The organism is Solibacillus sp. FSL W7-1464 (genome assembly GCF_038004425.1).
Lineage (GTDB): Bacteria > Bacillota > Bacilli > Bacillales_A > Planococcaceae > Solibacillus.
The window spans coordinates 1,833,650-1,853,271 of record NZ_JBBORC010000001.1 but is presented as its reverse complement, the minus strand read 5'-3'; the positions used below and the strand labels follow the sequence as shown (position 1 = coordinate 1,853,271).

The following is a 19,622-nucleotide window of genomic DNA, read 5'->3' as shown; positions in this document are numbered from 1 at the left end:
AATGGAGTCCTCTCTGTAGATGTATGAGTCAATGACCGTTGACACTCAAGCATCATACAAGAGGGCTTTTTTATTTTCAAGTCCCCGAAAATCTTTCTAACAGGAATGCTCCTTTACATTAATAATTCACCTTTATTAAAAATTTATACAATACTTGACTAACAACTTAACACATGAAAACGACATATTTTCCTAAACAAAGGATTCAATCCTCCAGTTAGGTACTTTATAACTCCGTTTTTGCTGCAACGAAAAATGCAGCAAAAACGGATATGATCACAACAATAATCGGTGCATAAGTTATTAAAAATGCTTCCATTTCCACATCTCCTCATACATGCGTTTCATCATCACCTGAAAGATAGCCTTTATTAAAAATAAAAAGCTTGAAAACTAAATATAGTGAAGGGATTAACAAACATAACCCTGCAATGAAGACAACAACAAGTGAAATTGCCATGGCTTGATTTGTAAAACTATCATGAATGGTTAAATGCGGATACAACAAATATGGATAATGCGAAAATCCATATGCAAAAAATGCAGCCGCAAATTGTAGTATTAACAAAATGACGGCTAAGCCGTATTTCGCTTTTCTCCATAAAAGCCAATACGTTGCTAAGAAGAGAGTACCTGAAATAATAAATAACCAAGATATATCTAACATATTTTCATAATGCCAGTGTTTTTCAGCTTTAAATTCAAGAATAATACCAATGGCACTAACAATTAATGGAATCCCCCAAATAAGTGCATATTTACGCATTAAATCGCTTGCATCTGAGTCCCCTGCTTTTTTGGCATACCACGTTAAAAATACTGCTGATATATAGAGTACTGCTGTAACACTTAACGCGACAATCGACCAAGATAATGTACTAGTGAATAATGCAGGATAATCTAATTTAGGACCTGCATCTTGGATCGTCACAAAGCCTCCCTCAGAAATCGTTAAAATAACCGAAAAGGCTGCAGGGATGAAAAGACCGGCGATTCCATAAGCAAATGCATAGCCTTTATGTCCACGTAAAGTGCTGTAGGATTCAAACGCATAATAACTTCCTCGTATCGCCAGTAAAATAAGCGCAACGGATGCAGGTACTAATAGAATAGTCCCATAATAGTAAGCTGTTTGTGGGAAGAACCCAACGATTCCGACAAAGAAAAATACTAAAAATACATTGGTAATTTCCCATACGGGGGATAAATAACGTTTAATAACTTTAGAGAGAATATGGTTTTTCTTCGTGATTAAACTGTAAGCATTGAAAAATCCCGCACCAAAATCTATGGAAGCGATAATTACATATCCAAATAGAAAAATCCATAGTACAGAAATCCCTAAAATTTCTATGTCCATGACTTTGCACCACCTTTACGTGCAGCCAATTCTTTCTCTGCAGGATTATTTTTAAACATACGATTTAATACCACAATACTGCCTATTCCTAAAATTAAATAAACAATCGCAAAAACAATAAATAACCATTCGACGCCTGTTGCTGTTGTCGCGCCTTCTTCAGTACGCATAATACCGTATAAAATCCATGGTTGACGTCCTTGTTCGGCAAGCCACCACCCTGCTTCAATAGCAATTATTGATAAAGGTCCACTTAGTACAATCAACCATCTAAACAAACGGGAATGGATCCATTTCCATTTCCCCCATCTACCAATAACAAAAGCAAGGGATAAAAGAATCAGTAAAACTCCAATGGTAACCATTGTATCGAAGAAATAGTGAATATACAGTGGAGGCCGATCTTCCTCCGGATATTCTTCCAAACCGATCACTTCCGATTTAAAATTACTAAATGCTAAAAAGCTTAGTAATTTGGGAATGCGAATTTGATATTTTACATCTTCTTCATCTAATATACCGAAAAATATTAAATCCGCTCCTTCTGTCGTTTCAAAATGCCATTCCGCTGCCGCTAATTTCTCAGGCTGATATTCTGCTAAATACTTGGCCGAAAAATCACCTACCAATGCTGTAGCAAGCGAAAAAATAATACCAAGCTTCATGAGTAATGATAAGGCTTTTTTATGATAAATTTCGTTTTCACCTTTTAATAATTTGTAAGCAGCAATTGCAGCTAATACGAAGGCTACCGTCATAAAACCAGAAACTAATACATGTGCAATTTTAGTAGGCATTGCGGGGGTAAACATTGCTAATAGTGGTTGAATATTAATCAATTCGCCATTGACTATGTCAAAGCCCCGAGGTGAGTTCATAAATGCATTTACAATTGTAATAAATATGGCAGACATTGCTGAACCCAGCGCTACTGGAATGAGTAATAGCATATGATGCTTTGGATTTTTAAAGCGATCCCATGTATATAAATATATGCCTAAGAAAATAGCTTCAAAGAAAAAGGCAAAGGTCTCCATAAATAATGGGAGTGCAATAACCTTTCCAGCAAGTTCCATAAATTGTGGCCATAATAATGATAATTGCAAGCCGATGATGGTTCCTGTTACAACACCTACAGCAACAGTAATCGTATATCCCCTTGCCCACCTCCGTGCCATTAACGTGTAATGTATATCATTCTTTTTATAACCGACATATTGTGCAATCAAAATCATTAGCGGTACTCCAACACCAAGCGTTGCATAGATAATATGGAATGATAAAGTTAATTCTGTTAATGCCCTACTCCAAAATACCGAGGAGCCTTCCATCTCAATTCCTCCTAACATCCAAAAAAATTGCGGTTATAACATAAATCATTACGATGGTTGATAACGAGAGCTCGTCACAAATATTGCTTTTTTCTTAGGCATAGTTATTCACCTCGTATAGAATATTTAATCAATTTAATTTTCTTCTAGTGCAAATTTAAAAGGTTTTTCATTATAAAACGGTGAGATGCTTCGATTAATGTTCGAATCTTCTTTTTCATAATTCCCGCTTATTGTACGCGTTTAAATTTATCCTAATCACGTAACACTAGTAAATATTCTACTTCGCCTGTTTTAGTATTCGTATAAATAGCTGATGTGCGAAAGGAGCGAATCTTATGCATTTTTTACAACAACTTACAAATAAAAATAAGTTGCTATTATTACTTCTCATTCTTATTTCCGGGATAACTGGCGCAAGTATCATATTACAAGCCTTAAGCATTGTAACAATTGTTAATGACGTGTTTATCGAACACGTACCGTTCCAGGATACGTTTCCGTCTTTTGGTTACTTATTTTTATCAATGATCGGAAGATTGCTTTCTCAATTTGGGATTGGCAAAATCGGTGGCATATTTGCAGCGAGCGTGAAAATAGCTGTTCGACATGAGCTTTTAGCGAAGTGGTCTGAATCTTCTTTAGAGAAGCACATTCAACATAAAACTGGTGAAAGAGTGACACTTTTTGTGGATACAGTTGAACAATTAGAAAGCTATTATCGTGAATACATTCCGCAAGTAATTAAAACAATCATTGTGCCAATAATGATATTAGCCACTGTCTTTTATATTCATCCTAATAGTGGTTGGATTATGCTCATTACTGCCCCGTTTGTGCCGATTACGTATATTATTATTGGCATGCAAACAAAGAAAAAATCAGAAGAACAACTAGAGGCTTTAAATCGTTTTTCAGGGAAATTTCTCGATTTACTACAGGGCCTGCAAACCATCCGATTATTTGGACAAAGTAAACAACAGGAACAAGTGCTAGCTACCAGTAATGAAGGCTTTATGAAACGTACATTAAGCGTATTAAAAATTGCGTTTGCATCGACATTATTTATTGAACTAATTGCCACATTAGGTATTGGCTTAATTGCACTCGAGATTGGCTTTCAAATGATTGTCTTTCAAACACTCGCATTTGCACCAGCCTTTTTCATTTTGACACTTGCACCTGAGTATTATAATTCATTGAAGGAATTAGGCAGTGCCTTTCATACAGGACGAGGAAGCCTTGGTGCGGCAAATTTAATCGAACAGCAACTTACTGAAAAAACAGCCCCTGTTCAATGGGGTACCAATAGCTTACCAACGCAGCCCAAAATAGCATTAAATCAAGCCGTTTACAGCTATGCAAACGGGACGACCATTGGACCTATATCTTGTACAATATCTCCTAGAAAAACCGTTGCTTTCATCGGTCAAACTGGACATGGGAAAAGTACAATTTTAAATATGCTTTCAAGTTTGATTGAAATTGACCAAGGTTCCGTTATGTTAAATGATCAGCCGCGTGCAATCTATAAGGAATCGGACTGGTATGCTCAGGTAAGCTACATTTCACAACATCCTTATATATTCTCTGGTACGTTGCGAGACAATATTTGTATGGGGCTGCCGTATAGTGACGCAGAAATTTTAAGAGCATTGAAGGATGCCCAACTTATGGACTGGCTCTCAATGATTCCACAAGGATTGGACATTGCGCTTGGCGAAGGGGGACTTGGCTTATCAGGTGGTGAAAAGCAACGCGTTGCCATTGCGCGTGCCTTTTTAAAAAAGGGACACATTGTATTTTTTGATGAACCAACAGCTGGACTTGATGTGTTAACAGAACAACTATTAACACATTCCATTCAAGTATTAAGTGAATTTGCAACCGTCATTATTGCCGCACATCAATATAAAAGTATTCGCTTTGCAGATGTTATCTATATCGTTGAAAACGGACAAATTGCTGCTTATGGTACACAAGGTGAACTAGTCCAACATCCATTTTATCAAAAGATGATGAAGGGAGGATTTATCGATGAAATCATTAGTTGAGTTCATTTGGACAGATAAGAAAGATGTGTTACTAGCACTGTTATGTGGAACAATTGGTGGTTTAACAGCAGTTGCGCTTTTTGCACAAAGTGGGCTTCTTATTTCTAAAGCCGCGCTATTACCACCCTTTTATATCATTTTAATCCTAACCGCCTTTTTAAAACTATTTGGTGTAACAAAATCAATTAGTAAATACACCGAGCGCTTGATTACACATCGTGTAACATTTCGTTTCATCAGTAAAATTCGAATGCTATTTTTTAATAAACTGCTACCTAAAGCGCATTTATTAAACACTTATAAAAGTGGTGATTTACTAACCAGAGTTACAACAAATGTGGAGACTGTACAAAATTTTTTTTTACGTGTATTATACCCACCGTTTGTGACAGGCATTGTCTTTTTTACAACATGTTTATTTATGCTTTTCTTTTCAACTTGGATTGCGCTTTGTTTACTATTAGGCATTGTTTTAACAAGTCTTATCGTGCCGTATATATTACTCCGTATTCCGCATAAAACAGCAACTGAAGATAAAAAAATGATGACAATAGAGGGTACGGAATATTTTTATGGTTATCGTGATTTAGTCTTGCATAATCAGCTAGAAGCTAAAAAACAAACTTTATTACAGTGGAATAAGCAGTTCGCAAAAGCAAAACAAAAAGAATTGGATCAAGAACAATCAGCATTTTTAGGGAATCAACTTGTTGCCCTATTTACGACCTTTTTGATTCTGTTCATTGGTGCTTATTTAACTTCAACGAAGCAACTAGATGGAGTTTATTTAGCGATGATTGTTCTTGTTTCTTTAACGGTTTTTGAGTCTGCAATTCCCCTCGCAATGGCTCCTAACTATGTGAGACATACAAAAAAGGCCATGCAGGAGCTTAATGAAATCTCACCAACAATCGAGAAGCAGAACGGTATTTTACTTAGAGACAATATCCATTCAATTCATTTTAATCATGTTTCCTATGTTTATCCAAATATAGAACGACCAGCAATTGAAGACATAAACTTATCGGTACAATCCGGTCAAAAGATTGCCATTATAGGTCCAAGTGGATCTGGTAAGTCAACAATATTACAGTTATTGATGAATGAATTTGAACCAAGTAACGGGGAAATTTTATTTGATATGTACCCTTTATCAAGCTTTGATACTGACTCAATTTATAAACAATTAAGTATAATGCTACAGCACAACCATTTTTTTTCTGGAACCATAGAGACAAACTTACAACTAGCGAAACCAGAGGCAACACGTGAAAAAATGCAACTCATATTGAATAAAGCTTGTCTCTTCAAAAAACTAGAGGATGTTGTATATGAAAAAGGCGAGAATTTATCCGGTGGTGAAAAGCAACGTCTAGCTTTTGCTCGTTTTTTATTAAAAGATAGCCCGCTTTTGGTTTTAGATGAGCCATTTACAAGTTTAGATATTCAAACAGAAAGAAAATTGTTTCAAACGTTGTTAAATGAATCAACAAATAAGATACTTATACTCGTGACACATAAGTTAATAGAGTTAGACAAGTTCGATTGTATTTTTGTCATGCAAAACGGAAGATTAGTCGAAGCAGGAAAACATGCGGAGTTAATCAGTCAGCAGGGGCTTTACTTCGCCATGTACCAAAAACAATTCAACAATAGGTAGTTTGGATAATCAGTAAAAGCAAGATCTTAGCTATTATTTGTACCTACCAAAATAAACAAATTTTAGGACAAAACATAGTTTAGTGACTAATATGTTTTGTCCTTTTTTAAAAAGAATATTATTCAATTGATAGTCCTAGGTGTGATTCTTGTATAAGTATTACCCGTAATCCTTAAATAAAATGAAAAAACAAGAATGCATTATTTCATACATTCTTGTCCGGTAATTCATTATTTACTTTTTTCTAATACATCTATGAGGATTTTTTCAATTTTTTCTGCTATTGCAATTAATTCAGTATCATTTAATAAACCTATCATAGCAGTTGGTTTAGGAAGTCCAATTTTGGTTTTTCCTTCTTCTTCATAAACGGTAATTTTACAAGGTAAGAAGTAACCCACTAAAGGATTATGCTCTATTACTCGTGCCGCTTCTAATGGATTGCAAACTTCTAGAATTCGGTAAGGCTTTTTATAGCTGTCTACGCCTTTTTTCAGCAAAGTTTCAGTCAAGTTAAGTTGCCAAAGAACCCCAAACTTATTTTCTTTAAGATTTTGTTCTATAGATGTAATCGCTTCATCAATTGATTTATCACTATTTACTGTAAAATGAAAATCCATATATATCCCCCTATTTTGAATTATAATTTAATCAGATTATAATTTGATTATTTAGTTTGGATAATTTTAAAAAATCTATCCATTTCTTTAAAGCAGTTGCTTTATTAGAACAGCTAGTATTCCTTGTAATACTTTTGTGTCCATCTTTTTGCTTATTTTTACCCCAATTGGTGCTGCAATTAAACCCGCAACAATTATAATGACCGTTGCCAGATAGAAAAAGCTATTCCCCAATCATGTCTGCCGATATGATATTGACTAAGTTACTCACGGTAAAAGGTTAGCTCGTTGTACCATCAATATAACCCCTCGCCAAATAAACTGGAAAATCATTTTTCGCTAAACAATTGGCGTTAAGAACAGTTCAGCTCAGCCATTCGAAATTAATGCAGCAACGGCAGCTCCGATCAAACTAATATACACAAACATTTTTATGCCATTCCCATTGCAACACGTGCCAGATGTAATGCCCAATAAACTTATCAAAATATAAAAGGATGTTTGAAACTTATAACTCTTTCAAACATCCTTTCCATATATTTAGATCTTTACTTATAATAAGGGTTCTACATATTTAAGTAATAAAGCTTCATCCATTGGGCCTAAGATTTCACGAGCAATATTTCCTTCTCGGTCAATTATAATTGTCGCTGGAAGTGCAAAAGCACCATAGATCGTACTAATCTCTCCAGATGTGTCTAGTAAGATTGGAAACGTTAAATCATACTCATCCACAAACGCTCCTACATTTTTCATCTTGTCTTTTCTTGTAACATTCACAGCTAAAATTTCAATGTCTTGATTATATTCTTCATAGAATGTTTGAAAATGGGGCATTTCAATTCTGCAAGGCTCACACCACGAAGCCCAAAAATTTAAAATAACAATTTTCCCATGTTGCTCTTGAAGTGAAATTTTTTTCCCATCAAACGTTGGAAGTTTAAAATCTGTGGCTTGCATCATATTTTCCACTCGAACTGGAACATGTTCTTGCGATTCCTTTATGGTTCCAACAAGTTCCCAGCATATAAACAACATAACAGATACAACGAAAATAATCGTAAACCACTTTTTCATCGCTCTACCTCTTGTTTTGTTATTTGTAGCCATAGTTGCTCAAGTGTGTGGCATTTACCCTCTTGTAATAAGTATTTAATATCACCTGAAGCCAAAATACGGCCATGATGAATTAGAATAACTTGATCAGCAATTTCTTCTGCTAAACTTAGTAAATGCGTAGAAAATAAGATGATTTGCCGATTGTCCCGCTCTTCTTTGAGCATAGCTTTTAATTGGGCAATCCAAAAAGGATCTAACCCATTTGTCGGCTCGTCTAAAATATAAAATTGGCTTTCCCCCATTATGCTTTGTGCCAAATTCAATCGTTGCCGCATTCCTTTTGAGAATTGACCAACCTTTAAATTTCTTGCTTCCCATAAGCCTACTTTATCTAATAATTCTATCTGTCTTTTTACTGGGACCTTTTTCAAATTCCCTAAAAAGTGCATAATCTCCTTAGCTGTTAGCGTATCAGGAAATTCAATATCATCTGGCATAAATCTTACTTCTTGGGATTCGCGAATAATCTCTCCATTATCGGGGTGCAATAAATTCGTTAATATGTTAATAATCGTACTTTTTCCTGCCCCATTGGAGCCGACAAGCGCAGTAATATGCCCTGGCTTTAGTGTGAAATTGACATCAAAAATCCCTCGTTCCCCTTTAAATACTTTCGTAACATGATGAAGTTGTACCGTCATACTCGTTTACCTCGAATCTTCAAAATAATTGTCGCCACAACTAATGAAATGATGACCCATAGACTTGAAATGATGATGAAGAAAAGATAACCTGGTGGAGAAGAATAAAATTTCGACATTCCATAAAAGGCCGGCCCTAATACAGCTGTTTGCTCGGAAAATACGAAATAGCCATAACGAATCCATTCAAGTGGATTAAAGTGAATCGTTGCAATGACTAGCTTCTGTAAAAAGTTTTCAGACGTAACAGTACCGATCGCCATCACCATATAAGAAAATAATAAACTTATAACAGACCAAACCCCTAACCCCATTGCAAGTGCATGCAAGCGACTTTTTGCCATCGTTCCTACTAATATACTCACCGCATTAAATATGAGCAAAATCAAAGCTGTAATACCTATTGCAAATAGAGGTAGCTTCAGCCCGCCAAAGAAACTTCCCACTAGAAAAGCCACAGCAAACACAAACAGGACTACTCCCGCGAAAACTATGCAGAGTGCTATATATTTTGTCAACACATACTGTCCCATTGTTAAAGGATATGTTCGAAGTAATCCCAACCAGCCTGATTCTTGATCACTCGCTATATTCATACTGCCAATCGTTAACATAAACAGCGGCAACAAAAACAGCAAAATATTAAGTAAAGAGGCGGTTTGACGGGTAAAGCCCTCCGTTTCCGGTAAAGCTAAATGTTGAATCATTAAAATCGCAGTAAATACAATTGCAAATAAAATTGTTACAATCTGTATCCATCTACTACGTAAAAGCTGCTTACATTCCAATAAAATCATTTGCATGCTCATTCGTGCTCATGTACTCCCCAATTAAATGTAAGAAGCTCTTCGTAAGGAACAATTTCGCCTGGCTGCGCTTTTATATAATCGTTTGCTTCCTCTTGTGAATTAAAGGCGAGTACCCCATAATTCATAGGCGTCCAATATTCTTTAGAATACACATAAATGGCTTCTTCAATATTCAACCATTTAGAAGAATTAGTATCTCGAATAAAGCCTGCACCTATTTTCTCTTTCCCCTGTTCCAATACATATTCCATTAAGCAACCTAAATCATCAAAGGCGACATGATCACCATTTTTCAATACAATCTGTGCTGCATAATCCACATGTGTAATACTCATATTGCACATATAGCAAACATCTGCCTCTGCGTTAATTTCTCTCGGCTCATACGTTTGTTCACTACATGCTGCTAAAATGAAAACCGATATCGTAAACCCAATCCATTTAAATAATTTCATTTTAATCTTCTCCTTATAATCAACATGCTTATTAAAAGGATACTGCTAATAAGCAACTGCCAAATATGAATATCTATCTCCAAACTAAACGGCTTCTTTAAAATGATAGGGTATTCATCTACAACAACTTGTGTATTGTTTTCCGTTACTTCTGTATCCATCATATTTAAAGTCACAACACTGGGGGATTCCATAAAGTATTGATAAACGGGTTTACGTACCATCCATTGACCGAATGAATTCGTCGCTATATATTGGGTATCCCCTATCTGATCCCCGTTATAATCTTTTCCTTCATAATCGTCATAATAATTCCTTTTTAAGCTGAAACCTTGCTGATCTGTACGAACAGTTAAAATATTGCCATGAAATTCATTTTGTTGAACGAATAATTCTTGTGAGCGCTGTACATGTAAAACAGTACCATTTACTAAAAAGACATTCTTCTCAACTGTGATATCACGAGCATTTTGTATATCCATCGCCGTCGTATTTTCCCTTAATTCATTGTCTTCAAATAGCACATTCTCAACGTCATATACGTAAACTCCTAAACTGTTGAGCATATTATTTTTTGCTACCATATTATCGGAAATCTGTACATCCTTTGCAATCATCACCATAAAGCCAGTCATATTATTAAATAGGTTATTATTGGCTAACTCGATATGATTGCTATACATCATATGCATGGCATAACGACTATTTTTGATACTATTATTCGTCAAATGAATGTCCTCGACACTTTCAAGATAAAATCCGTCCAGTACTTGCTCTATATCATTATCTGTAGCTGTAATTTTCTTCGATTCATAGATTGCAACAGCGTGTCCCTTTGAAGAGAAATGTCCTTCTTTTCCGAGAACATCTACATCGTGCAGACTGATATTTTCACTTTTCGTAATTTGTATACCAGCCATCGAATCGCCTATTCCGACATTTTTCAAGTGAATATTTTGTACATTGCTTACAACAATCGCTGTATTCTCTGCTTGAAAACTGATATTCTCCAACACGACATTTTGTGTATCAGAAACTGTTAATGCCGTTGTGAGTGAGTGAATCTTAGTACCGTCCATTCCAATAATAGTGATGGGCTTTGTAATCGATAAAGAACCACGATAAACACGCTTTTCTAAGAAAAGCGTGCCCCCTGGTTCCGTACGATCTATTAATTTTTGCAACTGGCTTTTTTCACCCTTTAACGGTTTTTTCGGTTGCACAAAGCTAGGTGATTCATGCTGATGCTCCGAACTTGCTTCTGCAACAATCGGTGTAAGAATACCTACTAGTACGCCACAAACAGTGGCAATGATCCAGTTTTTCATTGTCATCACTCGCTCGATTCATCTGAAGACATATTTTCTTGGTGACCATTAGTATTATTTTCTTCATTCGAATGATCGTTATTCTCTCCATGACTATGCTCTTCGCCATTTTTCATTTGCTTTTTCTTATGACGTTCGATTGCTTGCGTTCTGATTTCATCAATTGTTGCCATAGCAGCATGCTCGTTCTCAGCAATGTAGTTTTCCGCATCTTCTTCAAACTTAAAGAAAATGTAGCCCCAGTTCATTGGTGATTTCATATCAGTCTTTACAGCAAATGCTTCTTCAACGTTAAACCAGTTTAGCGTATGATAATCACGTACAAATTTTTCATTCTCTACTTTATTGACATACTCATCGTTTAATAAACAGCCAATATCATCATAGAAAACCACTTCGCCATTTTCATGTACAGCTTGTGCAGAAAAGACACCTTGTTCATGATCTCGTGTATACACTTTCATATTGCACATATAACACGTTGTATCCTCTGTTGGCTCTTGTAAACGCTCATCTACAGTCCATTCTGCTTGTTCAGATACCGAAACCTTCTTCTCTTCTAGGGATTCTTGTGAAACCTCTGCTTTTTCACCACTTCCCTTCACTTCCTCATCACCACAAGCATATAAAGTGAGTGCTAAAGGTGCTGCAAACAATAGTTTTTTCATAATTCTCCTCCGACATGGATAGTTTTACAAATTCAATTATATAAGTGAAATATGGACTTCAATTGAAATGGGTGTGACGATTCTATAGCGAATTAATGAACTAATCTTCACAAATTTTATTCTAAGATAGCTTACGATCTAACAGTCAACACCTTCAATCCTACCTCTAATCCAGTATGGCGCAAGTTACGAAAAAAATTCATGATCGTATTGCATCAACTCAAACTAACTTCGTAAATAACAAATAGGAACTCTATTTTAAACTAACGATTTTGTACTATAAAATATCGATCCAGATTTTAATGGCTGTTGCACCAATCATAAGTGCCAATAACCATTGAAGAATTTTAACATTCATTTTTTGTCCGATTTTTGCGCCCAGAGGAGCTGCAATGATACTTGCAATAATCATAATAAACGCTGGCCAGTACTCAATTTGACCGGTAATGATTTTACCCACACTACCTCCGACCGAAGAAATAAATGTAATCGCTAAACTCGTCGCAATTGTTATGCGAGTTGGAATTTTTAAGACCGTTAACATAATCGGTACGAGTAAAAACCCACCGGCTGCCCCTACAATTCCTGAACCGATACCAATAATTAATGCTAATGAAATTGCCAACGCTTTATTAAATGTAATAACAGATGTGTCTTCAACCGTTTTACGGGGGATAAACATCATTACTGCTGCAATTGCTGCTAAAATTCCATATACGATATTCACGACTTCTTCTGATAAGAAACCTGAACCATAACTACCGATAAAACTACCGATTAAAATAGCGCCCCCCATATAGATGATGAGCTCTTTGTGCAGTAAACCACTTTTTCTGTACGCCCAAACACCCGCTATCGATGCGAAGAACACTTGAATCGCACTAATTCCTGATACTTCATGTGCAGAGAATGCTGCAAGTCCAAATAGTGGTGGAATGTATAAAAGTAAAGGGTATTTAATAATAGACCCTCCAACACCTAGCATCCCTGAAATAAATGATCCAAAAAATCCAAGTGCGAAAATAACGGCTATAAATGTGAATGATAAATCGATTTCCATTTGTTTGTCCTTCTTTCATAAAAATTAAAGCGAGTAGAACAATGCTCTACTCGCCCAAAACACTGTTATGCTTTTTGAATATAAAAGTACAGTACGCCTGCTTCTTCTTTTTGCTCTAAAATTGTGTGACCACCTGCGCCAGCCCATGCTGTGAAGTCTGCAAGTGCACCTTTATCTGTTACTTGTACCTCTAATACTTCACCTGAGTTAATTGTGTCAATTGTTTTTTTCGTACGTACGATTGGCATAGGGCAAGCTAAACCTTTTGCATCCAAAGTTTTTGTAATATTCATGTTGAATTCCTCTTCTCGTAAATTTCTTTTTTGTAAGCGATTTTCTAATTTACCGAATAAAACGTAAACGGTTACTTGCCTTTTGAGCGTGAGACAAGCATAGGTGTAACATCTCATTGCTAAACTAAATTAGCGTACTGCACAACGGTTAGGACCAATTTCCATTTCCGTTTGTTCATCATCACTAGGCGTCACTTTACCCATATTCACGGTACGAATTTCTTGGTACGCGTTTGGTTGTGGTGGTAAGTTATCTGTAACCATTGAACGGAATACGTCTTCGTCTTCTACGTTTAAACCGTGGTTTTCAGCAAATAAATCACCCAGGCGCTTCGCTACTGTTCCATTTTCGTTTAACTCGTCAATGATCATGAAGTGTGCTGGTAACACGATTAAATCTTCTGTTAATCTGCGGTAGCGAGAATATAATGTTTCGCGTAAGTCACCAACCCAGTCCTCTGCAAGACCTGCTAAGTCAGGGCGACCGATTGAATCGATGAATAAAATATCACCTGTTAATAAATACTTGCCGTCAATCACAAATGATGTTGAACCAATTGTGTGACCTGGTGAATAAAGTGCGCCTACTTCAATTTGAGAAGTGCCTAACTGTACTTTTAAACCATCTTCAAGTGGTGTGTAATCAAATACAACTTCTTCTGCATCTTTTGATGGTAAATAGTATGTTGCCCCTGTCGCAGCTGCGATATGACGACCGCCTGAAATATGGTCCGCATGTAAGTGTGTATCAAATACGTGCTTAATCTCTACACCTTTTTCTTTTGCAAAGTTTGTAAATACGTCTGTAAATCGTACTGCATCGATAATCGCTGCTTCCCCATCGTTGATAGCCATATAAGAAAGACAGCCTTTTCCTAAACGTACGAATTGGTATAACTCGCCATTGCCGTTAAGATCGCCTACTTTAATTGGCTCAAGGTACATTGACCAAGATTTCATACCTCCTTCAAGGTAGCCCACTGAAAGACCCGCATCCGATAACATTTCCGCTATCATGATAGAAGAACCTTCCTTCGCACATACTACAAGTACGTCTTTATCCGCAGGGATTTTCGGTAAAATTTCTTCTACCCCATCTAAAAGTTCGAAGTAAGGGATATTTAAGTAATCGAATTTATGACCATCAATTTTCCAATCTTCAAATGCATCTGCATTACGAACGTCTAAAATAAATAATTCTTTGTTATCAATCACTCTGCGTGCAACTTGTGCTGCTGTCCATGCTGTTACTGTCATATAATTGTACCCCCATAGGTATTATTTTAATTAAATTTTTTTCGGCTCAGGTAGCCTAATTGCTACCGGAACCAATGGATATGTTACATATATGAAAAGAAAATGCTAGTCATTAGAATGTTAATGTCGGTGCTGCGTCTTTTGCAAATTCTAGGAATGTAACGGCGCCACCAACTTCAATATCGTCCACGAAATCTTCTTTCGTTAAGTCCATAACATCCATTGTCATTTGACAAGCGATGAATTTCACGCCTAATTCCTGCGCCATTTCTACTAATTGTGGAATGGCTGGTACTTGTGCATTAGCAAAGCCTTCTGCGAAGTGCTCTTTTCCTGCAGGCATTTCAAGTGCTTGCATCCCTTGCTTGTGGATTAAGTTTAAGCCTTCAAATGTGAAGAAGATCGCTACTTCTTTTTCAGAAGCGGCTGCTGCTGTTGCGATATTGAATACTTTATACGCATCGAAAAGACCACCGTTAGCTGCTATAATTGCTACTTTGTTTGACATATTACTTTACCTCTTTCTGTAATTCGCCTTCATAACCTGTCATGCCAGGTAAGACGTTATAAATATTTGTATAACCTGCTGCTGCTAATTGCTGTGCAGCTAAGTCAGAACGCGTGCCTGTACGGCAAATGACATAAATAGTTTGTGCTGGATCAAGCTCATTCATACGGTCCGCTAAGTCACCCATTGGAATGGATTTAGCACCCGGAATGTGGCCAAAAGCATATTCTGCTGCTTCACGTACATCTAAAATTAACCCTTCACCGTTAACAGCGTCTTCATTTGAAATTGTTTGCTCAAATGTCTTTTCAGCTGATTCACTCGTTTCAAGATTACATTTACGAATATAGTGATAGAACACACCGTTATCTTCACTTGAGCCAATGTATTGATGACCTACTGTTTTTGACCATGCGGCTAAATCCGCCACAGAGCCTTTATCTGTTGCTTGAATTTCTAACACTTGCCCTTCAGCCACATCATTCATTGCTTTTTTCGTTTTTACGATCGGCATTGGACAAGCTAGACCTTTTGCATCTAGTTGTACGTCTGATTTAATCATTAGAAACCTCCATTTATACTTATGGTATTATTTATAATAAAATTTAAGATTTACTTCACTTCGCCCGTCCATTCAAGCATTCCGCCTGTCATGTTCGTTACATCAAAGCCTTGTGATTCTAAAAACATTGTTGCTTGACCACTCCGTCCACCTGAACGGCACACCATAATATAAGGCATTTTTTTATCTAATTCCTGCATGCGGAACTCAAGTAATCCTAGTGGAATGTGCGTAATACCAGGAATATGGCCTGCTTCTACTTCTGCTACTTCACGCACGTCGATTAGATTCAATGCTTCGCCAGCTTCTAATTTTGCTTGTACCTCTATTGGTTGAATTGTTTTCAATATTTACTCCTCCTAGTATGCACTCATGCCACCACGGACATTCGTTACTTTTGTATACCCTAATTTTTTTAACTGCTTACATGCCTGCTTTGAACGCATTCCACTTTGGCAAATAACGACAATTTCTTTATCCTTTGGCAACTTTGAAAAGTCAGAACCAAGAGGAATGTTTTTAAATTGCTTTGCATTGCGTGCCTTATACTCGCCAGGTGTGCGTACATCGACAAAAACTTTATCTTTATCGTTAATCATTGTTTTAAGCTGTGCAGTTGATATATTGTTAACTCCTTTTGTTGGCTTCATACGCCAAGCAAAAAATGCGACAATTCCGATTATTAAAATTACAATTTCCATTGGTCACCTCTTAAATGAATAAGTTTACGTTACCTTCTTCAGCATCTGCTAAATAAGCAGCTACACCAGCATACTGAATACCATCTAATAATTCTTCTTTTTGAAGACCCAGTAAATCCATTGTCATCGTACAAGTAACCAGCTTAATATCTTGTTCTTGTGCCATCTCAATAAGTTGCGTTAACGTTAATGCGTTGTGCTTGTTCATTACGTGCTTAATCATTTTAGGACCCATACCGAGCATTTGCATTTTTGATAAACCAAGTTTTTCCGCACCACGTGGCATCATTTTAGCAAACATTTTTTCAAGGAAACCTTTATTCACTGCTACTGGCTCTTGTTTACGTAGCGCATTGATACCCCAGAATGTATGGAAGATTGTTACCTCGTGATCATAAGCTGCTGCACCATTTGCAATAATGTACGCTGCCATTGCCTTATCATAATCCCCACTGAATAAAACGATTGTTGTTCTTTTCTTTTCCATAATATCTCCTTACCCCTATAGGTATAATTTATTTTAAAAATAAAAAGTCTTAGCGACTTTTTACTAACAACTCTACTGCTTCTTTTACCATTGCATTTTTATCTAAACTTGCTGCATCTTCTTTCGATAAACAATCTACTAAGTTGTCTGTGACAATAACACCAATTGTGCGATCAACAGCTGAGCGAACGGCACTTAATTGTGTGATAACATCCTTACAATCTTTCTCTTCATCCATCATACGTAAAATACCTTTAAGCTGACCTTCAATCTTTTTCATTCGTGCTGTAACCTTTGCATCGTATTGCATTATTTCACCTCTTTTTTAAATCATTTCATTATCTATTTCGTATCATACTACCCATACGGGTATATGTCAACAAATAAAACTTCTTTCATAAAACCTCTAAAAACATTAATTTATAAAGGTTAAAAAAATATTTAAGAGCAATTACTATCTGTTTAATATGCTACTACCCCTAAGGGTATATGTCAATTGATAAATTCACTTTTACACTAAACTAAAAAACAGAAGCTACTTTTAGATAGCCTCTGGTTTACATCTTCATTATTTATCTTGATATGTGACGGTCGATTTTAAATAAAAACGGCGATAAATAATCGCAGAGAATCCTACTACAATTAAAAGTAATGATACGACTTGCGCCGAACGTAGTTCACCAATTAAATATAAGCTATCTGTACGAAGTCCTTTAATATAAACGTCCGACCGAATACCAAATTAGTTCGCTATGTTCATATACCTCAAATAGTAGTACCCCCTAGGCACTTACAATCCTTAAACATAATACGTTTCTCCATCACTGCAAGCATCGTTCAATATGGCCGTTTCTATAGGAAACGACCTTAATTTCGAAGTGGGAGCTTTACAAGAAAGGTATGATAAGTACCGTCTGTCTTAAGCGAAACCGTCCCTTCATGCTGTTCAACAATTTGCTTGGAGATGGCTAGTCCGAGCCCTGCCCCTTTCTCTATTGAATGATTTATCGCGTCTACACGATAAAAACGTTCAAAAATCAATGGGTTTTCCGCTTCTGAAATGGTTTTTCCTTGTCCGCTAACTGAAATTACATAAAAACCCGTCATTTTTTTTCCGACAATTTCAATAGGTTTCATCCCTTCGTAATAACGAATGGCGTTTTCAATGAGATTACTCATTACCTGTGTAAGTCCATATGGATCTACTTCAAGTATTTGCTGCTCTAGTTGTACATGGAGCGCGATGTTTCTACTTTTCATTGTCCAACTAAACATTTGGATAACTTGATGTATGACGTCTGCTATTTCAATGTCTTGTTTTTGTAAATACTTTTGCTGCTCCGCATAGGTCAATTCTTCAATCGATTTTAATTGCTCCACCATCAAAATTAAACGCTTCGATTCTTGATGCAATGCTTGAAAGAGCTCTGGATTCCCAGAAATCACGCCCGTTTGAAGAGCCTTTAGATAGCCATTAATGTTGGTTAAAGGTGTACGAAATTCATGAGAAAACTCTGATAAACGCTGATGACGTTGCTTTTTATTAGATTCTAACTGGTTGACCAAGTCATTAAATTGATCCATCAACGCGGTGATTTCATCTTCATACTCTGAGCGAACATTTTGTACTTCTTTGCCTTGCTTCAACTTTTCCATCGACTCCATTAATTCACGTAACGGTTGTAATTGATGACGTGTAAAAAAATACTGAAGTGATACCACAAAAGCAGTAAATAATACAACGAAAATCCCTATGTACTGCAATAATATATCTTTAATAATTTTTCCTTCTTGAATCGCAACATTCTCGTCTACAACTATGCAAGTTGCTTCATAAATCGCCCAGCACGCAAACAAAATAAATGCGCTGATAATCAAACTATTGACGAATGTTAACCGCCATAACAACTTTTTTGATAAAAATCTCGCCCATCTATTTCGTAACAAACTTATACCCCATTCCTCGTACCGTTTGAATTCTTTTCGGTCGACTTGGGTTTTCTTCAATTTTCTCACGTAGTTTTTTGATATGGGCATCAATCGTTCGCTCCATCACGTCTTTCTCAAGATACGGATATAACGATTCGATTAACCTTTCTCGGGGCATAATAATATTTGGATTATCCATCAAATGAAATAGCAATTGAAACTCATGCTTCGTTAAACGGAGTTTTTGATTATATAGTAGGACTTCTCCTTTTCTTGGCTTAATACAAAGTCCATCATAAGTAATCTTTTGACAAAACTGTCCTGTTCGCCGTAAAACTGCCTCAATATGTGCCACTAGTTCCTCTGGGTCGAACGGTTTCGTCATATAATCGTCTGCACCGAGTCGTAGCCCATGAATTTTGTCAGCTGTCTGCACTTTCGCACTTAACATAATGATCGACACTTCATTTCTTCCTTGCTCCTTGACCCATTCACAAAGCAGTTCCCCACTGACTTTCGGTAACATCAAATCCAACACAATTAAACACGGATGCTCGTTAAGAAAAACAGACTTCGCCACCTCACCATCGTCTGCTTCTACGACCTCATAACCTTCTTTTTGTAAATAAATTTTAATGAGGTTACGAATCATTTGATCGTCTTCTACAATTAGTATTTTTTGTTTCATAGTACCCCCTCGTCCTGTTGGTTGAAGGGAGACACCTCCCTTCAATCAACAAAAAATTCTTATTTTATTGTACCGAAAATTGAATGCTCGCA

Annotated in this window: 23 protein-coding genes and 1 pseudogene; 2 read left to right on the top strand and 22 right to left on the bottom strand. The window is 36.5% G+C overall.

Annotated features, from left to right (window positions below; genetic code table 11):
* Window positions 1-226: 226 nt before the first annotated feature.
* From cydS to MKZ25_RS09010, 3 genes are read right to left on the bottom strand one after another with little or no spacing between them, the layout of a single operon-like run.
* Window positions 227-319, bottom strand: coding sequence for a cytochrome bd oxidase small subunit CydS (cydS, locus tag MKZ25_RS19855; RefSeq protein WP_445326859.1), 93 nt, complete (start codon window positions 317-319; stop codon window positions 227-229).
* A 12-nt stretch (window positions 320-331) separates the two neighbouring features.
* Complete coding sequence (locus MKZ25_RS09015) at window positions 332-1,360, bottom strand: cytochrome d ubiquinol oxidase subunit II (protein WP_340801187.1); 1,029 nt, start codon at window positions 1,358-1,360, stop codon at window positions 332-334.
* On the bottom strand, window positions 1,351-2,709 hold the full coding sequence (locus MKZ25_RS09010; RefSeq protein ID WP_340801186.1) for a cytochrome ubiquinol oxidase subunit I: 1,359 nt from the start codon (window positions 2,707-2,709) through the stop codon (window positions 1,351-1,353). Before MKZ25_RS09010 ends, MKZ25_RS09015 begins: the two co-directional genes overlap by 10 nt.
* A 320-nt stretch (window positions 2,710-3,029) precedes the next feature.
* Between MKZ25_RS09010 and cydD the strand changes: the two genes are divergently transcribed.
* Entirely contained in the window at window positions 3,030-4,745 is a 1,716-nt protein-coding gene (cydD, locus tag MKZ25_RS09005) for a thiol reductant ABC exporter subunit CydD (protein WP_340718266.1), read from the top strand.
* Window positions 4,729-6,405, top strand: coding sequence for a thiol reductant ABC exporter subunit CydC (gene cydC / locus MKZ25_RS09000; RefSeq protein WP_340718265.1), 1,677 nt, complete (start codon window positions 4,729-4,731; stop codon window positions 6,403-6,405). The genes cydD and cydC overlap by 17 nt, the downstream gene beginning before the upstream one ends.
* A 230-nt stretch (window positions 6,406-6,635) precedes the next feature.
* Here cydC and MKZ25_RS08995 read toward each other — a convergent pair whose 3' ends face one another.
* The 19 genes and pseudogenes from MKZ25_RS08995 to MKZ25_RS08905 form a co-directional block, all read right to left on the bottom strand.
* Complete coding sequence (locus MKZ25_RS08995; protein WP_340718264.1) at window positions 6,636-7,025, bottom strand: DUF302 domain-containing protein; 390 nt, start codon at window positions 7,023-7,025, stop codon at window positions 6,636-6,638.
* Window positions 7,026-7,308: 283 nt separating this feature from the next.
* Window positions 7,309-7,495, bottom strand: a pseudogene (locus MKZ25_RS08990) (ArsB/NhaD family transporter); the annotation flags it as partial.
* Window positions 7,496-7,577: 82 nt separating this feature from the next.
* Window positions 7,578-8,102, bottom strand: coding sequence for a peroxiredoxin family protein (locus MKZ25_RS08985; RefSeq protein ID WP_340718263.1), 525 nt, complete (start codon window positions 8,100-8,102; stop codon window positions 7,578-7,580).
* Complete coding sequence (locus tag MKZ25_RS08980) at window positions 8,099-8,785, bottom strand: ABC transporter ATP-binding protein (RefSeq protein WP_340718262.1); 687 nt, start codon at window positions 8,783-8,785, stop codon at window positions 8,099-8,101. The genes MKZ25_RS08985 and MKZ25_RS08980 overlap by 4 nt, the downstream gene beginning before the upstream one ends.
* The gene (locus tag MKZ25_RS08975; protein WP_340718261.1) at window positions 8,782-9,594 is read right to left on the bottom strand and encodes an ABC transporter permease; all 813 of its coding nucleotides are present in this window, start codon (window positions 9,592-9,594) and stop codon (window positions 8,782-8,784) included. The genes MKZ25_RS08980 and MKZ25_RS08975 overlap by 4 nt, the downstream gene beginning before the upstream one ends.
* Window positions 9,591-10,049, bottom strand: a complete 459-nt coding sequence (locus MKZ25_RS08970) for a nitrous oxide reductase accessory protein NosL (protein WP_340718260.1) — start codon at window positions 10,047-10,049, stop codon at window positions 9,591-9,593. The genes MKZ25_RS08975 and MKZ25_RS08970 overlap by 4 nt, the downstream gene beginning before the upstream one ends.
* Window positions 10,046-11,377, bottom strand: coding sequence for a right-handed parallel beta-helix repeat-containing protein (locus MKZ25_RS08965; protein ID WP_340798454.1), 1,332 nt, complete (start codon window positions 11,375-11,377; stop codon window positions 10,046-10,048). Before MKZ25_RS08965 ends, MKZ25_RS08970 begins: the two co-directional genes overlap by 4 nt.
* Before the next feature lie 5 nt (window positions 11,378-11,382).
* Entirely contained in the window at window positions 11,383-12,045 is a 663-nt protein-coding gene (locus MKZ25_RS08960) for a nitrous oxide reductase accessory protein NosL (protein ID WP_340718258.1), read from the bottom strand.
* Between the two features lie 277 nt (window positions 12,046-12,322).
* A complete protein-coding gene (locus tag MKZ25_RS08955; RefSeq protein WP_340801185.1) occupies window positions 12,323-13,105 on the bottom strand; it encodes a sulfite exporter TauE/SafE family protein in 783 nt (260 codons plus the stop codon).
* Window positions 13,106-13,170: 65 nt separating this feature from the next.
* The gene (locus MKZ25_RS08950; RefSeq protein ID WP_251401579.1) at window positions 13,171-13,398 is read right to left on the bottom strand and encodes a sulfurtransferase TusA family protein; all 228 of its coding nucleotides are present in this window, start codon (window positions 13,396-13,398) and stop codon (window positions 13,171-13,173) included.
* A gap of 129 nt (window positions 13,399-13,527) precedes the next feature.
* Window positions 13,528-14,655: an MBL fold metallo-hydrolase gene (locus MKZ25_RS08945; protein ID WP_340798453.1), complete on the bottom strand. Its 1,128-nt coding sequence runs from the start codon at window positions 14,653-14,655 to the stop codon at window positions 13,528-13,530.
* A 112-nt stretch (window positions 14,656-14,767) separates the two neighbouring features.
* Window positions 14,768-15,163, bottom strand: coding sequence for a DsrE/DsrF/DrsH-like family protein (locus MKZ25_RS08940; protein WP_340718255.1), 396 nt, complete (start codon window positions 15,161-15,163; stop codon window positions 14,768-14,770).
* Between the two features lies 1 nt (window position 15,164).
* Window positions 15,165-15,725, bottom strand: a complete 561-nt coding sequence (locus MKZ25_RS08935) for a sulfurtransferase TusA family protein (protein ID WP_340718254.1) — start codon at window positions 15,723-15,725, stop codon at window positions 15,165-15,167.
* A 50-nt stretch (window positions 15,726-15,775) separates the two neighbouring features.
* On the bottom strand, window positions 15,776-16,072 hold the full coding sequence (locus MKZ25_RS08930) for a rhodanese-like domain-containing protein (protein WP_340801184.1): 297 nt from the start codon (window positions 16,070-16,072) through the stop codon (window positions 15,776-15,778).
* 12 nt (window positions 16,073-16,084) lie between these two features.
* Window positions 16,085-16,426, bottom strand: a complete 342-nt coding sequence (locus MKZ25_RS08925) for a rhodanese-like domain-containing protein (RefSeq protein WP_340801183.1) — start codon at window positions 16,424-16,426, stop codon at window positions 16,085-16,087.
* A 10-nt stretch (window positions 16,427-16,436) separates the two neighbouring features.
* Entirely contained in the window at window positions 16,437-16,913 is a 477-nt protein-coding gene (locus MKZ25_RS08920) for a DsrE/DsrF/DrsH-like family protein (RefSeq protein WP_340718251.1), read from the bottom strand.
* 49 nt (window positions 16,914-16,962) lie between these two features.
* Window positions 16,963-17,223, bottom strand: a complete 261-nt coding sequence (locus tag MKZ25_RS08915; protein ID WP_340718250.1) for a metal-sensitive transcriptional regulator — start codon at window positions 17,221-17,223, stop codon at window positions 16,963-16,965.
* A 557-nt stretch (window positions 17,224-17,780) separates the two neighbouring features.
* Complete coding sequence (locus MKZ25_RS08910) at window positions 17,781-18,860, bottom strand: sensor histidine kinase (protein WP_340718249.1); 1,080 nt, start codon at window positions 18,858-18,860, stop codon at window positions 17,781-17,783.
* Window positions 18,847-19,530, bottom strand: a complete 684-nt coding sequence (locus tag MKZ25_RS08905) for a response regulator transcription factor (RefSeq protein WP_340718248.1) — start codon at window positions 19,528-19,530, stop codon at window positions 18,847-18,849. The genes MKZ25_RS08910 and MKZ25_RS08905 overlap by 14 nt, the downstream gene beginning before the upstream one ends.
* Between the last annotated feature and the right edge of the window lie 92 nt (window positions 19,531-19,622).

Bases quoted from the DNA above. Each gene is read 5' to 3' on its own strand.
- cydS (WP_445326859.1), bottom strand. From the start codon at position 319: ATGGAAGCATTTTTAATAACTTATGCACCGATTATTGTTGTGATCATA.
- MKZ25_RS09015 (WP_340801187.1), bottom strand. From the start codon at position 1,360: ATGGACATAGAAATTTTAGGGATTTCTGTACTATGGATTTTTCTATTT.
- MKZ25_RS09010 (WP_340801186.1), bottom strand. From the start codon at position 2,709: ATGTTAGGAGGAATTGAGATGGAAGGCTCCTCGGTATTTTGGAGTAGG.
- cydD (WP_340718266.1), top strand. From the start codon at position 3,030: ATGCATTTTTTACAACAACTTACAAATAAAAATAAGTTGCTATTATTA.
- cydC (WP_340718265.1), top strand. From the start codon at position 4,729: ATGAAATCATTAGTTGAGTTCATTTGGACAGATAAGAAAGATGTGTTA.
- MKZ25_RS08995 (WP_340718264.1), bottom strand. From the start codon at position 7,025: ATGGATTTTCATTTTACAGTAAATAGTGATAAATCAATTGATGAAGCG.
- MKZ25_RS08985 (WP_340718263.1), bottom strand. From the start codon at position 8,102: ATGAAAAAGTGGTTTACGATTATTTTCGTTGTATCTGTTATGTTGTTT.
- MKZ25_RS08980 (WP_340718262.1), bottom strand. From the start codon at position 8,785: ATGACGGTACAACTTCATCATGTTACGAAAGTATTTAAAGGGGAACGA.
- MKZ25_RS08975 (WP_340718261.1), bottom strand. From the start codon at position 9,594: ATGAGCATGCAAATGATTTTATTGGAATGTAAGCAGCTTTTACGTAGT.
- MKZ25_RS08970 (WP_340718260.1), bottom strand. From the start codon at position 10,049: ATGAAATTATTTAAATGGATTGGGTTTACGATATCGGTTTTCATTTTA.
- MKZ25_RS08965 (WP_340798454.1), bottom strand. From the start codon at position 11,377: ATGAAAAACTGGATCATTGCCACTGTTTGTGGCGTACTAGTAGGTATT.
- MKZ25_RS08960 (WP_340718258.1), bottom strand. From the start codon at position 12,045: ATGAAAAAACTATTGTTTGCAGCACCTTTAGCACTCACTTTATATGCT.
- MKZ25_RS08955 (WP_340801185.1), bottom strand. From the start codon at position 13,105: ATGGAAATCGATTTATCATTCACATTTATAGCCGTTATTTTCGCACTT.
- MKZ25_RS08950 (WP_251401579.1), bottom strand. From the start codon at position 13,398: ATGAATATTACAAAAACTTTGGATGCAAAAGGTTTAGCTTGCCCTATG.
- MKZ25_RS08945 (WP_340798453.1), bottom strand. From the start codon at position 14,655: ATGACAGTAACAGCATGGACAGCAGCACAAGTTGCACGCAGAGTGATT.
- MKZ25_RS08940 (WP_340718255.1), bottom strand. From the start codon at position 15,163: ATGTCAAACAAAGTAGCAATTATAGCAGCTAACGGTGGTCTTTTCGAT.
- MKZ25_RS08935 (WP_340718254.1), bottom strand. From the start codon at position 15,725: ATGATTAAATCAGACGTACAACTAGATGCAAAAGGTCTAGCTTGTCCA.
- MKZ25_RS08925 (WP_340801183.1), bottom strand. From the start codon at position 16,426: ATGGAAATTGTAATTTTAATAATCGGAATTGTCGCATTTTTTGCTTGG.
- MKZ25_RS08920 (WP_340718251.1), bottom strand. From the start codon at position 16,913: ATGGAAAAGAAAAGAACAACAATCGTTTTATTCAGTGGGGATTATGAT.
- MKZ25_RS08915 (WP_340718250.1), bottom strand. From the start codon at position 17,223: ATGCAATACGATGCAAAGGTTACAGCACGAATGAAAAAGATTGAAGGT.
- MKZ25_RS08905 (WP_340718248.1), bottom strand. From the start codon at position 19,530: ATGAAACAAAAAATACTAATTGTAGAAGACGATCAAATGATTCGTAAC.